Consider the following 14,244-nt stretch of genomic DNA (forward strand, 5'->3'; position numbering starts at 1 on the left):
TCCGTGCTCCTTATGCCCTGGTGCGTCGTGCCGCAGCCTGAGTGATCCGGTCGAACATGACTCCGAGCAGTACGATGGCGAGCCCCGCCGCCAGCCCCTTGCCGTACAGCTCTCCCTGCGAGAATCCGGCCACGACGTCGTAGCCGAGGGCGCCGGCACCTACCAGGCCGCCCACAACAACCATCGACAGCACATAGATCAGGCCCTGGTTGGTCGCGAGGGTCAGGGCGCTGCGTGCCATCGGCAGTTGGACCTTGGTGATGATCTGCCAGGTGTTGCACCCGGCGGAGGTCGCCGCCTCGACCGTGGTCTCGGGCACCTTCCGCACCCCGTCCGCGATGATCTTCATCGCGACGGGCGCGGCGTAGACGACGCCTGCGACGATCGCCGTGAAGCGCGTCGCGCCGAACAGCGCGAGGAACGGCACGAGATAGACGAACGGCGGCATGACCTGGGCGGCGTCGAGGGTGGGCCGCATGATCCGGTCCACGAGTGCGCTGCGCCCCATCCACACCCCGAAGACGACGCCGAGCAGCATCACCAGCACCGTCGCCACCACGGTGGAGGCGAGCGTCGTCATGCTGTCCGACCACAGCCCCGTGCCCACCAGGAGGCCGACGCAGACGGCCGCCGTGACGCCGGCACGCCAGCCGCCGAGCACCGCGCCGAGCCCGATCAGGGCCGCGCCGACCAGCCACCACGGGGAGTCGGTGAGCAGCGCCTGGAAGGGATTGAGCAGGCCGTTGGTGATGGCGTCGCGGAAGGCGTTCGTGATGCCGGACAGGTTGTCCTGGGCCCAGGTGGTCGCGGTGTCCGCCGCGTCGGCGATGGCGCTGCCGGTGCCGCCCTCGCCGGGGAACTCCGCGGCCCATACGTAGGTGTGGGACAGGTAGACGAGGACCGCGGCGGCGACTCCGCCCGCCCCGAGCAACGGCCGCCGCCACGTGGCGAACCGGTTCCCCGAGCGCCGGGCGTACTCCTCCCGTGTGCTGGCTGCGGTGGTGACCCGGTCCAGGACGATGGCCATGACGACGATGGCCAGGCCCGCGTTGAAGGCCGTGCCGACATCCAGGGACTGCAGCGCCTGGACGACGGTCTTGCCGAGGCCGGGAGCGTCGATCAGCGCCGCGATGGTGACCATGGCGAGCGCGGCCATGATGGTCTGGTTGACGCCCATCACCACGGTCCGCTTGGACATCGGCAGCAGGACCTTCAGCAGCGCCTGCCGCCGCGTCGAGCCCAGCGAGTCGGCCGCCTCGACCGTGGTCTCCGGCACGGAGCGGATGGCGTGCGCGGTGATACGGATCGCGGGCGGTGCCGCGTAGATCAGTGTGGCGATCGTGGCGGAGGCCGGGCCGATGAGGAAGAACAGGGTGAGCGGGGCCAGGTAGACGAAGGTCGGCATCGTCTGCATGAAGTCCAGGAACGGCGTCATGATCCGGTTGACCCGGTCGGAGAGACCGGCCCACACGCCCAGCGGGATCCCGATCAGCAGCGCCACGAAGACCGCCGAGACGGTCAGCGCGAGGGTGTCCATGCTCTCCTGCCACAGGCCCTGCAGCCCGAGGAAGGTGAAGCCCGCCACGGCCAGGAGCGCCACCCGCCAGTTGCCGACAGCCCAGGAGACGTAGCCGACGAGGCCCACGACGCCGAGCCAGCCGATCTGCGGGACGGGACGGCCCGCGGAGGGCTGGGAGATCAGCGCCTGGATGAAGGTCACCAGATTGTCGATGACCAGGCGGATCTCGTTGAAGAAGTAGAGGAAGAGCGGGTTGGAGTTCCGGTCGGCGCCGATCGCGTCGTTGACGTCGTTGAACCAGCGGTGCAGATCGGTGAGGTCGGCCGCCGCGAGGGACAGCGTCTGCTTGCCGCGCAGCACGGTGAAGAGCAGCAGCCAGGCGATGAGGATCGCGGCCACGACGACGCGGCGGGAGACGGTGCGTACGGCCGCGACCGGCGGGGTCTTCTCGATGGCGACGGCCATCACGCGCCGCCTTCCTGCCCGGCGACGACCGCGAGGATCTCCTCGTCGCCGACGATGCCGAGCAGCTTGCCGTTCTCGACGACCTTGACCGGCTTCTCGGCCGCGAGCACCGCCCGCGTGGCTTCCCGCACGACCACGTCCGGGCCCAACTCCGGCCCGTCGAGGGCGTCTTCGGGCGATACGGGACGCATGATCCAGCGAAGGGTCAGTACGTCGCCGCGCGGCACGTCCTTGACGAATTCGCGTACGTAGTCATCGGCCGGGGCACCTACCAGTTCGTCGCCGGTGCCGCACTGGACCATCTTGCCGTCGCGCATGATCAGGATGCGGTCGCCGAGCTTGAGCGCCTCGGAGAGGTCGTGGGTGATGAACACCATGGTCTTGCCGACCTCGTGGTGCAGGCGGATGACCTCGTTCTGCATGTCGCGGCGGATCAGCGGGTCGAGCGCGGAGAACGGCTCGTCGAAGAAGAGCACGTCGGGGTCGCCGGCCAGGGCGCGGGCGAGGCCGACGCGCTGCTGCATGCCGCCGGAGAGCTGGTCGGGGTAGGAGTTCTCGTATCCGGCGAGGCCGACCAGTTCGACGACCTCCAGGGCCCGCTTGGTGCGTTCGGCCTTCGTCATGCCGCGGATCTCCAGGCCGAACGCCACGTTGTCGACGACCTTGCGGTGGGGCAGCAGCCCGAAGTGCTGGAAGACCATGGAGAACTTGCGGCGCCGCAGGTCGCGCAGGCGTTTCGCGTCCGCGCCGCGAATGTCCTGGCCCTCGAAGACGATCTCGCCCGAGGTGGGTTCGATCAGCCGGGTGAGACATCGCACCAGCGTGGACTTGCCGGAGCCGGACAGGCCCATGACGACGAAGACCTCGCCGGGCGCCACCTCGAAGTTCACGTCGCGTACGGCGGCGGTGCATCCGGTGCGGTCCATGAGCTCGCGGCGGGTGAGACCGCACAGCTCGTCGGAGCCCGGCACCTGGTCGGCCTTCGGCCCGAACACCTTCCACAGCCTGCGCACGGATATGACCGGAGTGGGGGCCGAGTCCTGGGGTGTGCCGCGCCGCTGCGGCACCTCGGTCTGTGCTGGGGTCACGATCGACCTCTTTTCGGCGTTCAGCCGCGGAACCAGTGCTGCGGCCGGGGTTGGATGTTCTGCCAGACGTGCTTGGGCTCCCGGTACTCGTCGAGGCCGGTCGGTCCCAGCTCCCGGCCCACTCCGGAACTCCCGAAGCCACCCCATTCCGCCTGCGGCACATAGGGGTGGTAGTCGTTGATCCACACGGTGCCGTGGCGCAGCCGCCGCGCGACCCGCTGGGCCTTGCCGGCGTCCTGCGTCCAGACGGCTCCGGCGAGTCCGTACTCGGTGTCGTTGGCGATACGGACGGCGTCGTCCTCGTCGGTGAAGCGCTCGACGGTGAGCACAGGGCCGAAGGACTCCTCGTGCACCACGCGCATGTCCTGCCGGCACTCGTCGAGGACGGTGGGCGGGTAGTAGTAGCCGCCCGCGAGCGCGGGGTCCTCGGGGCGTTCGCCGCCGCAGCGCAGGACGGCGCCCTCCGCGATCCCCGCCGCGACATACGCCTCGACCTTCTCGCGGTGCTGTGCGGAGATCAGCGCTCCGGTCTCGGCCTCGGGGTCGAAGGGCCCGCCGAGCCGGATCTGCCCTGCCCGGCGCACGAGTTCGTCGACGAAGGCGTCGTGGAGGGAGTCCTCGACGATCAGGCGGGCGCCGGCCGAGCAGACCTGCCCGGAGTGCAGGAAGACGGCTGTGAGGGCGAAGTCGACGGCCGTCTCGAAGTCGGCGTCGGCGAAGACCACGTTCGGATTCTTGCCGCCGAGTTCCAGCGCGACCTTCTTCACCGTCGAGGCGGCCGTGGCCATGATCCTCTTACCGGTCTCCAGGCCGCCGGTGAAGGAGACCATGTCGACGGCCGGATCCTCGGAGAGCGGCGCGCCCACTTCGGGGCCGGTGCCGAGCACGAGGTTGGCGGCGCCCGCCGGGAGACCCGCCTCCTCCAGCGCCCGCATCAGCAGGACCGAGGTGGAGGGGGTGAGCTCGCTCGGCTTGAGGACGATCGTGTTGCCCGCGAGGAGGGCCGGGGCGACCTTCCACGAGGCCTGCAGCAGCGGGTAGTTCCAGGGCGTGATCAGCCCGCATACACCGACCGGTTCGTAGGTGACGCGACTGAGGGCGTCGTCGCGCCCGGTGTCGACCACACGCCCCGCGCTGGTGCCGGCGATGCCGCCGTAGTAGCGGAAGCAGGAGACGACGTCGGCGATGTCGTACTCGCTCTCCACCAGCCGCTTTCCGGTGTCCAGCGACTCGGCGCGGGCGAACTCCTTGGCGTCGCGCTCGATGAGGTCGGCGGTGCGCAGCAGCAGCGCGCCGCGCTCACGCTCGGGGGTGCGGGGCCAGGGTCCGTCGTCGAAGGCCCGGCGCGCGGCGGCGATGGCGGCCTCGGTGTCGGCGCGCGTTCCTTCGGATACGGTCGCGGTGAGCGTGCCGTCCGCGGGACAGCGGATTTCCCGGCGGCCTCCGGCCACCGGCTCGCGCCATTCTCCGTCTACATACAGGTCTGCCACGGGTGGAGCCCTTCGACCAGAATTCGTTGCGCATCGTGCATTGAATTGCTCGTGGTGGAACACCCTGGCCGAATGAACAGACATACGTCAAGGGGTCAGAGGATGACGATTTCGGCATGGGAGTACTTGCCCGGCGACTCTTGACCGGGGACCGCACCGAGCCCAACCATGTTGCGTATCGCTCACCTTGTTGTGCAATACGCACCGACGGAGGCTGTATATGTCCCCTCGACCGCAACCTGGCCGTGAGTACGTCCTCACCCTCTCGTGTCCGGACACCGCAGGACTGGTCCACGCCGTGAGCGGCTTCCTCGTCAGGAACTCCGGCAACATCCTGGAAAGCCAGCAGTTCGATGACCGGCTCCAGGGCCGTTTCTTCATGAGGGTCCATTTCGACGTGTCCGACCCGGACGCCGATTTGAAAAATCTGCGTTACCGATTCGGTCCGGTCGCCGAGGCCTACGGGATTTCGTGGACCCTCCGCGACGCCTCCACGCCGACCCGGGCGCTCATCATGGTGTCCAGGTTCGGGCACTGCCTGAACGATCTGCTCTTCCGCCGGCGCGCCGGCGCCCTCAACATCGAGATTCCCGCGATCGTCTCCAACCACCGGGACTTCGAGGGCCTCGCGGAGACCTACGACATCCCCTTCCACCACATCCCGGTGACCAAGGAGACCAAGCCCGAGGCCGAGGCGCGACTGATGGAGCTGGTGCGCGACCTGGACGTCGACCTGGTGGTGCTGGCCCGCTACATGCAGGTCCTCTCGGACGACCTGTGCAAACAGCTGGAGGGCCGCGCCATCAACATCCACCACTCGTTCCTGCCGAGCTTCAAGGGCGCGCGCCCCTACCAGCAGGCGTACGAGCGCGGCGTGAAGCTCGTCGGCGCGACGGCGCACTATGTGACGCCCGAGCTGGACGAGGGACAGATCATCGAGCAGGACGTGGTCCGCGTCGACCACTCCCTCGACCCGGACGAGCTCGTCACGGTCGGACGGGACGTGGAGGCGCAGGTGCTGGCACACGCGGTGAAGTGGCACAGCGAGAGCCGCGTGATGGTGCACGGGAACCGCACGATCGTGTTCCGCTGAGCGCTGGGTCGTATACGTCGTGGGGCGGGCCGGATTCCGGTCCGCCCCACGACGTACTCGTACTCAGCCGCCGAGGCGGTCGAGCATCGTGCGGCGCCACCGCTCCGTCTCCGCGATCTGGTTGAACGTGAACAAGTGCAGGCCCGCCACCGCCGCATCCGGCGCGGTGAGCGCCCCGGCGCTGCGGGTCAGCAGCCGCTCGGGCGAGTAGCCGCCCGGTGCCGCGAAGCGCAGGAACCACGAGGCGTGCTTGGTGAGAAAGCGCGTCGACTCCCCCACGCCGATCTTCGCCGCCATGGACAGCAGTTTCGCCCGCTGGACGGGTCCCGCGACGCCCACATGGACGGGCAGGGTGACGTCACGGCGCCGAATCCGCGCCACCCAGTCGCCGAGCACGCGCGGATCGAAGCAGAGGTTGCTGACGATGTACGTGGCGTGCGTCCGCTTGTCCCACATCGCCTGGATGGTGAGGTCGTCGTGGATGAGCGGATGGCTCTCGGGATAGCCGGTGATGCCGACATGTGTGAAGGGGCCCCCGAGCTCGCTCAGGCGGCGGAGCACGGGCAGGGCCCCGTCGTACGCCCCGGCCGGCGGATCGGCGTCCCCGGCCGGCACGAAGACGTCGTCGACGCCCACCGCGCGCAGCCGTTCGACGACCTCCTTCAGGTGCGCGTCGTCCCGCAGCAGCCGCGCGGGCACATGCGGGACGACGCGGTAGCCGTGCCCCGCGAGCCGGGTGGTGAGGTCGAGCGTGGGCTCCAGGCCCTTGACCGGCGACGCGGTCACGGTGACCGCGATGTCGCGCGGCACGTGGGCGAGAACCTTGTCCTCCGTCGACTTCGCGGGCAGCACCTCGTAGCGGACGCTGTCGAGCAGCGCCCGGAAGCTGTCGGCGCCCAAGGCCTACCCTGCCTGCGTCGGGGCGCCGGCCTGCTTCTCGGCGTCGCGGTGCCGGTAGTACGCGGCCTTGGAGGGCGCCAGCGGCTCCTTGCCGAGGATGAGGTCGGCCGCCTTCTCGGCGATCATCATCACCGGCGCGTAGATGTTGCCGTTGGTGACGTACGGCATCACCGACGCGTCGACGACGCGCAGCCCCTCCAGGCCGTGCACCCGCATGCTGGCCGGGTCGACGACGGACATCTCGTCGGTGCCCATCTTGCAGGTGCAGGACGGGTGCAGGGCGGTCTCGCCCTCCTTCGCGACCCAGGCGAGGATCTCCTCGTCCGTCTCGACGGACGGTCCGGGTGAGACCTCCCCGTCGTTGTACGGGGCGAGCGCGGGCTGGTTGAGGAGCTTGCGCGCCACACGGATCGCCTCCACCCACTCGCGGCGGTCCTGTTCGGTGGAGAGGTAGTTGAAGCGGAGGGCCGGGTGCTCCTCCGGGTTCTTGCTCTTGATCTTCACGGAGCCGATGGCGTCGGAGTACATGGGCCCGACGTGCACCTGGTAGCCGTGCCCGCCGGACGGCGACGAGCCGTCGTAACGGACGGCGATGGGCAGGAAGTGGAACATCAGGTTGGGGTAGTCCACGTCCTCGTTGCTGCGCGCGAAGCCGCCCGCCTCGAAGTGGTTGGTGGCGGCCGGGCCCTTGCGGAAGAGCCACTGCAGGCCGATGAAGGGGGCGCGCCACTTCGCCAGGTACGGCTGCATGGAGACGGGCTGCTTGCAGCCGTACTGGACGTACACCTCCAGATGGTCCTGCATGTTCTCGCCGACGCCCGGGAGGTCGTGGACGACGTCGATGCCGAGCGCGCTCAGCTCCTCGGCGTTGCCGACGCCGGAGAGCTGCAGCAGCTGCGGGGAGTTGATGGCGCCGCCGCAGAGGATGACCTCGCGGGCGCGCACCTGCTGGGTCTTGCCCCTGCGGCGGTACTCGACGCCGACGGCGCGCTTGCCCTCGAAGAGGACGCGGGTGACCAGGGCGCGGGTGGTGACGGTGAGGTTCGGCCGCTTCTTCACGGGCTTCAGGTACGCCTTGGCGGCGGACAGCCGGCGTCCCCGGCTGACGTTGCGGTCGAAGTGCGCGAAGCCCTCCTGCCGGTAGCCGTTGACGTCGTCGGTGGGCGCGTAGCCCGCCTCCTGGGTGGCCTTGAGGAACGCGCCGAAGAGCGGGTTGGTGGCCGGGCCGCGTTCGAGGACGAGCGGACCGTCGTGGCCGCGGAACTCGTCGTCGGGATCGGCCGCGAGACAGTTCTCCATGCGCCTGAAGTACGGCAGGCAGTGCGCGTAGTCCCAGGTCTCCATGCCGGGGTCGGCGGCCCAGCGCTCGTAGTCCAGGGGGTTGCCGCGCTGGAAAATCATGCCGTTGATGCTGCTGGAGCCGCCCAGCACCTTGCCGCGGGCGTGGTAGACGCGCCGGCCGCCCATGTGGGGCTCGGGCTCGGACTCGTACTTCCAGTCGTAGAAGCGGCTGCCGATGGGGTACGTCAGCGCCGCGGGCATGTGGATGAAGACGTCCCACGGGTAGTCGGGCCGGCCGGCCTCCAGTACCAGCACGCGGTTGTCCGGGTCGGCGGAGAGCCGGTTCGCCAGTGCGCTGCCGGCCGATCCACCGCCGACGATGACGAAGTCGTACTGCAGGGGAGCCATGGTGCCTCGTCTCGCTCGCGCCGTCGATGTGCGCCGCATGCTAGTACGAGTAGCGCTATACGCACTAGGTTGCGAGAGGCGCAACTTGCAACATTTGGGCTTCGCACTTGTTACTTGCCTCGTCGTTGTTTACTGCGCGTATAGTTTCGCCATGAGCAACTACGGTTCAGATACCGAGATGACGAGTTCAGGGAGCGGCGGCGTGCAGTCCGTCGACCGCGCCATCAGCGTCCTGGAGATCCTCGCCCAGCGCGGCGAGGCGGGCGTCAGCGAGGTGGCTGCCGAGATCGATGTTCACAAGTCCACCGCGTTCCGGCTGCTCGGCGCCCTGGAGGCGCGCGGTCTGGTGGAGCAGGCGGGCGAGCGCGGCAAGTACCGGCTCGGCTTCGGCATCGTACGCCTGGCGGGCGCGGTCACGGGACGCATCGACATCACCCAGCAGGGCCGCCCCGTCTGCGAGCGCCTCGCCGAGGAGGTCGGCGAGACCGTCAACATCGCCGTGATGCAGGAGCACTACGCGATCAACCTGTACCAGGTGCGCGGCCCGGCAGCCGTCACCGCCCACAACTGGGTCGGCCAGCTGACCCCACTGCACGCCACCTCCAGCGGCAAGATCCTGCTGGCGCATCTGCCCGCCAAGGAACGCGCCGCGCTGCTGTCCGACGCCGGCCTCGAGAAGATCACGCCGCACACGATCACCTCGAAGACGAAGCTCGAGAAGAACCTCGCCGAGGCCCGGGAGCGCGGGTACGCGTACACCCTGGAGGAGCTGGAGATCGGGCTGCACGCCGTGGCCGCGCCCATCCGCAACCGCGACGGAGAGGTCATCGCCTCGCTCAGCGCCTCCGGCCCCTCGTACCGCTTCACCGAGGAGCGCATGCACGAGCTGTCCGCGTTGCTGCTCAAGGGGGCGGAGGAGATCAGCCACCGGATGGGCTTCCTGGGCTGATCCCCCACGCTATGCCCTGCAGAACCGCCGCTACTCGGGCTGCCGCGTGCCGAGGCGCTCGTGGATCCAGTCGTGGAACGCGCCGATGTGGTGCTCGCTCGGTACGAGGACGCCGCCCTTGGCGTACAAGCGGGAGCTCATCGCGGGCTGGCAGCGCTCGCACGCGTCGAAGTCCTGGCGGTTGACCCGGTCGAAGAGCTCGACGGACCGGCTGACGTCCTTGCCGCTGTCCACGACGTGCTTCAGATAGAGCCAGTCGCACTCGACGATGGTGCGGTCGGCGGCGACCGGGTACATGCGGTGGAAGATCACGTGGTCGGGGACGAGGTTGATGAACACCTGCGGCTTGATGGTGATCGCGTAGTAGCGGCGGTCCTGGTCCTCGGTGACGCCGGGGATGCGGTCGAGTCCCTCCGAGCCGTCGACCGTGAAGCCCTTGACCTCCGCGCCGAACTCCGCGCCGTGGCCGACGTAGTACTGGGCGGCGTAGCCGTCGGCGAACTCCGGCAGCACCTCGGTGAGTTCGGGGTGGATCGTGGCGCAGTGGTAGCACTCCATGAAGTTCTCGACGATCAGCTTCCAGTTCGCCTGGACGTCGTAGACGATCCGCTTGCCGACCTCGAGGTTGTCTATGTCGTAGTGCTCGATCGACTCGGTGTCGCCGAGCCGGGTGACGACCTCGCCGATCACCTGCTCCTCGAAGGACGGCGGGTTCTCCGCGAGGCAGACCCACACATAGCCGAGCCATTCGCGGGTCGCCACACTCACCAGGCCGTACTCGGTGCGGCCGACGTCGGGCATCTTGGTGAGGTTGGGCGCCGCGACGAGCTTGCCCGTCAGGTCGTACGTCCACGCGTGGTACGGGCACTGGAAGGCCCGCTTGACCTCGCCGGACTCCTCCGTGCAGATCTTGGCTCCGCGGTGCCGGCACACATTGAAGAAGGCGCGGATCGAGTTGTCCCTCGCGCGGGTGACCAGGATGCTCTCGCGGCCCACCTCGACGGTCCTGAACGCTCCGGGCTTGGCCAGCTCCGAGGAGCGCACGGCGCAGAACCACATGTTCTCGAAGATCCGCTCCTGCTCCTGGGCGAAGATCGCGGGATCGGTGTAGTACGAGCCGGGGAGAGTGGCGATCAGGCTGTCCGGCAGGCTGGTCGAGGTCACAGTGCACTCCTCGCGGGAAACGTCGTGGATCGGTCGTGAACGCGCCGGTGAAGGGCAAGACCGGACGGTGTGGTGCTGGGAGGGAGCAGCGTGCGTGATTCGTTGTGCATTGAGCAACGCTGCGTGTGATACGCAACTGCAGCATCTGATGCCGCACGGGCGGTGTCAAGACATGGAGGCTGCGAGGTCAAGACATGGAGGCTGCGAGCTGCTTGCGCCAGCGGGTGAAGAGCCGCGGCTGGTTCATTCCGAGCACCGCGACGGGGTGTCCGGCGCGGCGGTAGACGGCCAGGAAGCTCCGGCTGTCCGGGGAGCCCTCCTCGACCGTGACGCTGTCGGCCCCGGCGGAGTGGCCGGCGAACTGGATCTTCACGCCGTACTGGTCGGACCAGAAGTACGGCGGTTTGGGCACGCCCGGTTCCGCGGCACCACCGGAGAGCAGTGTGGCCACGGCCGCATCGGGGCGCTCCAGGGCGCCGGTCCAGTGCTCGACGCGGCGGTGGATCCCCGCGACCGGGTCGTACCAGTTGGCGCAGTCACCGACGGCGACCACACCGGCGAGGCTGGTACGGCCGTCCGCTCCGCACTTGACGCCGTTCTCGAGTACGACGCCCGACCCCTCCAGCCAGTCGACGCAGGGTCGGGCGCCCACTCCGACGACGACGATGTCGGCGGGCAGGGTGCGGCCGTCCTCGAGCAGGACCGCGTCGACCCGGGTCTCCCCGCTCAGCCCCTTCACGCCGACGCCGCACAACAGCCTTACGCCGTGGTCGGCATGGAGCGCGGAGACGACGCCGCCCATGGTCTCGCCGAGCGGACCCGCCAGCGGGGTGGGCGCCGCCTCGACGACCGTCACTTGAAGACCCATGCCATGGGCGGTGGAGGCCACTTCGGCGCCGATGAACCCGCCGCCGATGACGACGAGCCGCCCGCCCAGGGCGAGTTCGTCACGCAGGGCGCGTGCGTCGTCCAGTGTGCGGAGCGTGTGCACTCCGGCGAGTCCGTCGGTACCCGGCAGGGTGCGGGCGGCCGCGCCGGTGGCGATGACGATGCCGTCGGCTTGTACGGAACGGCCGTCGGCGAGCCGCACGGAGCGGGTCTCGCGGTCGAGTCCGGTGGCCCGGGCCCCGAACAGCCATTCCGCCTGCAGGTCCTCACCGTCCGTCTCCAGCGCGAGATCCGCCTCGCCCATGGCGCCGGCGAGGAACTCCTTCGACAGCGGCGGCCTGTCGTACGGGCGGTGCTGCTCGTCGCCGATGACGACCAGCCGGCCGTCGTACCCCCGCTTCCGCAGTGAGCGCGCCGCCGACAACCCGGCCAGCGAGGCGCCCACCACCGCCACCGTCCTCACGCGGCTCCTCCGGCGAGGCGGGACGCGACGCAGGGCGGCAGGTTCGGCGCATCGGCGGACGGCTGGACGTAGATCATGCCGTCCTCGACCAGGACCTGGTGGGTGCGGACGGGGAGCTTCGCCGGCGGTGCGTCGACAGCGCCGGTCCTGAGGTCGAACTTCGAGGCATGCAGCGGGCATTCGACCTCGCAGCCCTCCAGCCAGCCGTCGGCAAGCGAGGCGTCCTGGTGGGTGCAGGTGTCGTCGATCGCGAAGACCTCGCCGTCGTCGGTGTGGAACACCGATATCGGCGGGTCGATGTCGAGCCGGAAGGCCTCGCCTCGCGGCAGATCTGCGAGACGGCACGCGGGAATCATCATGACACCTCGGTGCGTATAGCGAAACGGATTGCGGTTAGCGCAACATTAGTCTGGGGTGCCCCCAAACCCTTGTCAAGGAGTTCCGGAGGCCGGTGCGAGCACCGCTCGAGGTTGCTCAAAAGGCGGACGGCGGCCTCGCCGTCGGCGTCGTCGAGCGCCCGTGTGCGGGCGTCGTCGAGCGTCGGGCGAGGCCGCCGTCGTCGCGTGCGGAATCCAGCCGTCTCAGCGGGCTCGGGTCTCAGAAACCCCTGTCGATCCACTCCTGCAGATGCGGGGCCTCGGCGCCGATGGTGGTCGTCTCCCCGTGGCCGGTGTGCACGACGGTGTCGCCCGGCAGTGACAGCAGCCGGTCCCGGATGGAGTCGACGATGGTGCCGAAGTGGCTGTACGACCTTCCCGTCGCCCCCGGTCCGCCGGAGAAGAGGGTGTCACCGCTGAACAGCGCGTTCAGTCCCGGCGCGTACAGGCAGACCGCGCCCGGGGCGTGGCCCGGAGTGTGCAGCACGGTCAGCTCGACGCCCGCCACCGTGATGACCTGGCCGTCGGCCAGCGCACCGTCGGGCGAGCGGTCGGCGTGGGTCTGTTTCCAGAGCACCATGTCGTCGGCGTGCAGCAGGACGGGCGCGCCCGTACGGGCGGCCAGTTCGGGTGCCGCGTCGATGTGGTCGTTGTGGGCGTGGGTGCACACGATGGCCCGCAGGGTGCGTTCGCCGACGGCTTCGGCGATGGCGTCGGCGTCATGGGCGGCGTCGATGACGATCGCCTCGCGGTCGTCACCGATGATCCAGACGTTGTTGTCGACGTCCCAGGTGCCGCCGTCCAGGGAGAACGTGCCCGAGGTGACAAGGTGTTCGATGCGGGCGCCGGCCATCAGAAGACCACCACCGAGCGCAGCACGTCTCCGCCGTGCATCCGCTCGAAGGCCTTCTCGACCTCGTCCAGCGCGATGGTCTCGGTGACGAACGCGTCCAGGTCCAGGCGGCCCTGCAGATAGAGGTCGATGAGCATGGGGAAGTCGCGGGAGGGCAGGCAGTCGCCGTACCAGCTGGACTTCAGGGCACCGCCGCGGCCGAAGACGTCCAGGAGCGGCAGTTCGAGCTTCATCTCCGGGGTCGGTACGCCGACGAGGACGACCGTGCCCGCGAGGTCGCGGGCGTAGAAGGCCTGCTTGTACGTCTCGGGGCGGCCGACCGCCTCGATGACGACGTCGGCGCCGAAGCCGCCGGTGAGGTTCTGGATCGCCTCGACCGCGTCGGCCTCCCGGGAGTTGACGGCGTGGGTCGCACCGATCTTCTTCGCGGTCTCGAGCTTCCGGTCGTCGACGTCGACGGCGATGATCTTCGCCGCTCCGGCAAGCCGGGCGCCCGCGATCGCCGCGTCCCCGACGCCGCCGCAGCCGATGACCGCCACGCTGTCGCCGCGCCCCACGTTGCCCGTGTTGATGGCGGCACCGATGCCGGCCATCACGCCGCAGCCGAGGAGGCCGGCGGCCGCCGGGGACGCGGCCCGGTCGACCTTCGTGCACTGGCCCGCCGCCACCAGCGTCTTCTCGGCGAACGCGCCGATGCCCAGTGCCGGGGACAGCTCGGTGCCGTCCTCCAGCGTCATCTTCTGCTTCGCGTTGTGGGTGCTGAAGCAGTACCACGGCCGTCCGCGCAGACAGGCCCGGCACTGCCCGCACACCGCACGCCAGTTGAGGATCACGAAGTCGCCGGGAGCGACATCGGTCACGCCCTCGCCCACCGACTCCACGACGCCCGCGGCCTCGTGGCCCAGCAGGAACGGGAAGTCGTCGTTGATGCCGCCCTCGCGGTAGTGCAGATCGGTGTGGCAGACCCCGCAGGCCTCGACCTTCACCAGCGCCTCGCCCGGACCAGGGTCGGGCACGTTGATCGTTTCCAGGCTGACAGGGGCGCCCTTTCCTCGCGCGACGACAGCACGGACCTGGTGAGCCATGACCACTCCTCGACTGGTACGAAACCTGGTGGTGCGAAACATGGACCTGATGTTGCTCATTACGGTACTGATCTCACGTTTCGCAACAGTGCCCAGCATCGTGGAGGTCCGATCAGCGGTCAAGGATCCCTACGTTCTTCTCCGGGACCGGGCGAGCCCTTCGTATGGTTGGTCCGCCCAGGGGCGTCGGGTGTGGCTTTCAAGGTTCTGCCGCTTGTGGC

The 14,244-nt window shown here is 69.2% G+C and carries 12 protein-coding genes; 2 read left to right on the plus strand and 10 right to left on the minus strand.

The window, feature by feature from the left end:
* Window positions 1–10 precede the first annotated feature (10 nt).
* From ACWD4J_RS30780 to ACWD4J_RS30790, 3 genes are read right to left on the minus strand one after another with little or no spacing between them, the layout of a single operon-like run.
* Window positions 11–1,984, minus strand: a complete 1,974-nt coding sequence (locus tag ACWD4J_RS30780; protein ID WP_451398725.1) for an ABC transporter permease — start codon at window positions 1,982–1,984, stop codon at window positions 11–13.
* Window positions 1,984–3,072: a quaternary amine ABC transporter ATP-binding protein gene (locus ACWD4J_RS30785; RefSeq protein WP_451398726.1), complete on the minus strand. Its 1,089-nt coding sequence runs from the start codon at window positions 3,070–3,072 to the stop codon at window positions 1,984–1,986. The genes ACWD4J_RS30780 and ACWD4J_RS30785 overlap by 1 nt, the downstream gene beginning before the upstream one ends.
* 20 nt (window positions 3,073–3,092) lie before the next feature.
* A complete protein-coding gene (locus tag ACWD4J_RS30790; protein WP_451398727.1) occupies window positions 3,093–4,562 on the minus strand; it encodes an aldehyde dehydrogenase family protein in 1,470 nt (489 codons plus the stop codon).
* 220 nt (window positions 4,563–4,782) lie between these two features.
* Between ACWD4J_RS30790 and purU the strand changes: the two genes are divergently transcribed.
* On the plus strand, window positions 4,783–5,655 hold the full coding sequence (gene purU, locus ACWD4J_RS30795; RefSeq protein WP_451398728.1) for a formyltetrahydrofolate deformylase: 873 nt from the start codon (window positions 4,783–4,785) through the stop codon (window positions 5,653–5,655).
* A 63-nt stretch (window positions 5,656–5,718) separates the two neighbouring features.
* On the opposite strand, the gene ACWD4J_RS30800 is transcribed toward purU, so the two are convergent.
* Both ACWD4J_RS30800 and betA read right to left on the minus strand, forming a co-directional pair.
* Window positions 5,719–6,555 (minus strand): 5,10-methylenetetrahydrofolate reductase, encoded by an 837-nt coding sequence (locus ACWD4J_RS30800; protein WP_451398729.1) that lies wholly within the window; start codon window positions 6,553–6,555, stop codon window positions 5,719–5,721.
* A 3-nt stretch (window positions 6,556–6,558) separates the two neighbouring features.
* Window positions 6,559–8,244, minus strand: a complete 1,686-nt coding sequence (gene betA / locus ACWD4J_RS30805) for a choline dehydrogenase (protein ID WP_451398730.1) — start codon at window positions 8,242–8,244, stop codon at window positions 6,559–6,561.
* Window positions 8,245–8,395: 151 nt separating this feature from the next.
* Here betA and ACWD4J_RS30810 point away from each other — a divergent pair, with 151 nt between their 5' ends.
* A complete protein-coding gene (locus tag ACWD4J_RS30810) occupies window positions 8,396–9,193 on the plus strand; it encodes an IclR family transcriptional regulator (RefSeq protein ID WP_451398731.1) in 798 nt (265 codons plus the stop codon).
* Window positions 9,194–9,223: 30 nt separating this feature from the next.
* On the opposite strand, the gene ACWD4J_RS30815 is transcribed toward ACWD4J_RS30810, so the two are convergent.
* The 5 genes from ACWD4J_RS30815 to ACWD4J_RS30835 form a co-directional block, all read right to left on the minus strand.
* Entirely contained in the window at window positions 9,224–10,357 is a 1,134-nt protein-coding gene (locus ACWD4J_RS30815; protein ID WP_451398732.1) for an aromatic ring-hydroxylating oxygenase subunit alpha, read from the minus strand.
* 187 nt (window positions 10,358–10,544) lie between these two features.
* A complete protein-coding gene (locus tag ACWD4J_RS30820) occupies window positions 10,545–11,708 on the minus strand; it encodes an NAD(P)/FAD-dependent oxidoreductase (RefSeq protein WP_451398733.1) in 1,164 nt (387 codons plus the stop codon).
* Window positions 11,705–12,067 (minus strand): bifunctional 3-phenylpropionate/cinnamic acid dioxygenase ferredoxin subunit, encoded by a 363-nt coding sequence (locus ACWD4J_RS30825; RefSeq protein WP_451398734.1) that lies wholly within the window; start codon window positions 12,065–12,067, stop codon window positions 11,705–11,707. The genes ACWD4J_RS30820 and ACWD4J_RS30825 overlap by 4 nt, the downstream gene beginning before the upstream one ends.
* A 238-nt stretch (window positions 12,068–12,305) precedes the next feature.
* The gene (locus tag ACWD4J_RS30830) at window positions 12,306–12,938 is read right to left on the minus strand and encodes an MBL fold metallo-hydrolase (RefSeq protein WP_451398735.1); all 633 of its coding nucleotides are present in this window, start codon (window positions 12,936–12,938) and stop codon (window positions 12,306–12,308) included.
* The gene (locus ACWD4J_RS30835; protein WP_451398736.1) at window positions 12,938–14,023 is read right to left on the minus strand and encodes an S-(hydroxymethyl)mycothiol dehydrogenase; all 1,086 of its coding nucleotides are present in this window, start codon (window positions 14,021–14,023) and stop codon (window positions 12,938–12,940) included. Before ACWD4J_RS30835 ends, ACWD4J_RS30830 begins: the two co-directional genes overlap by 1 nt.
* Between the last annotated feature and the right edge of the window lie 221 nt (window positions 14,024–14,244).

The sequence above is a fragment of the Streptomyces sp. NPDC002577 genome (genome assembly GCF_053594815.1).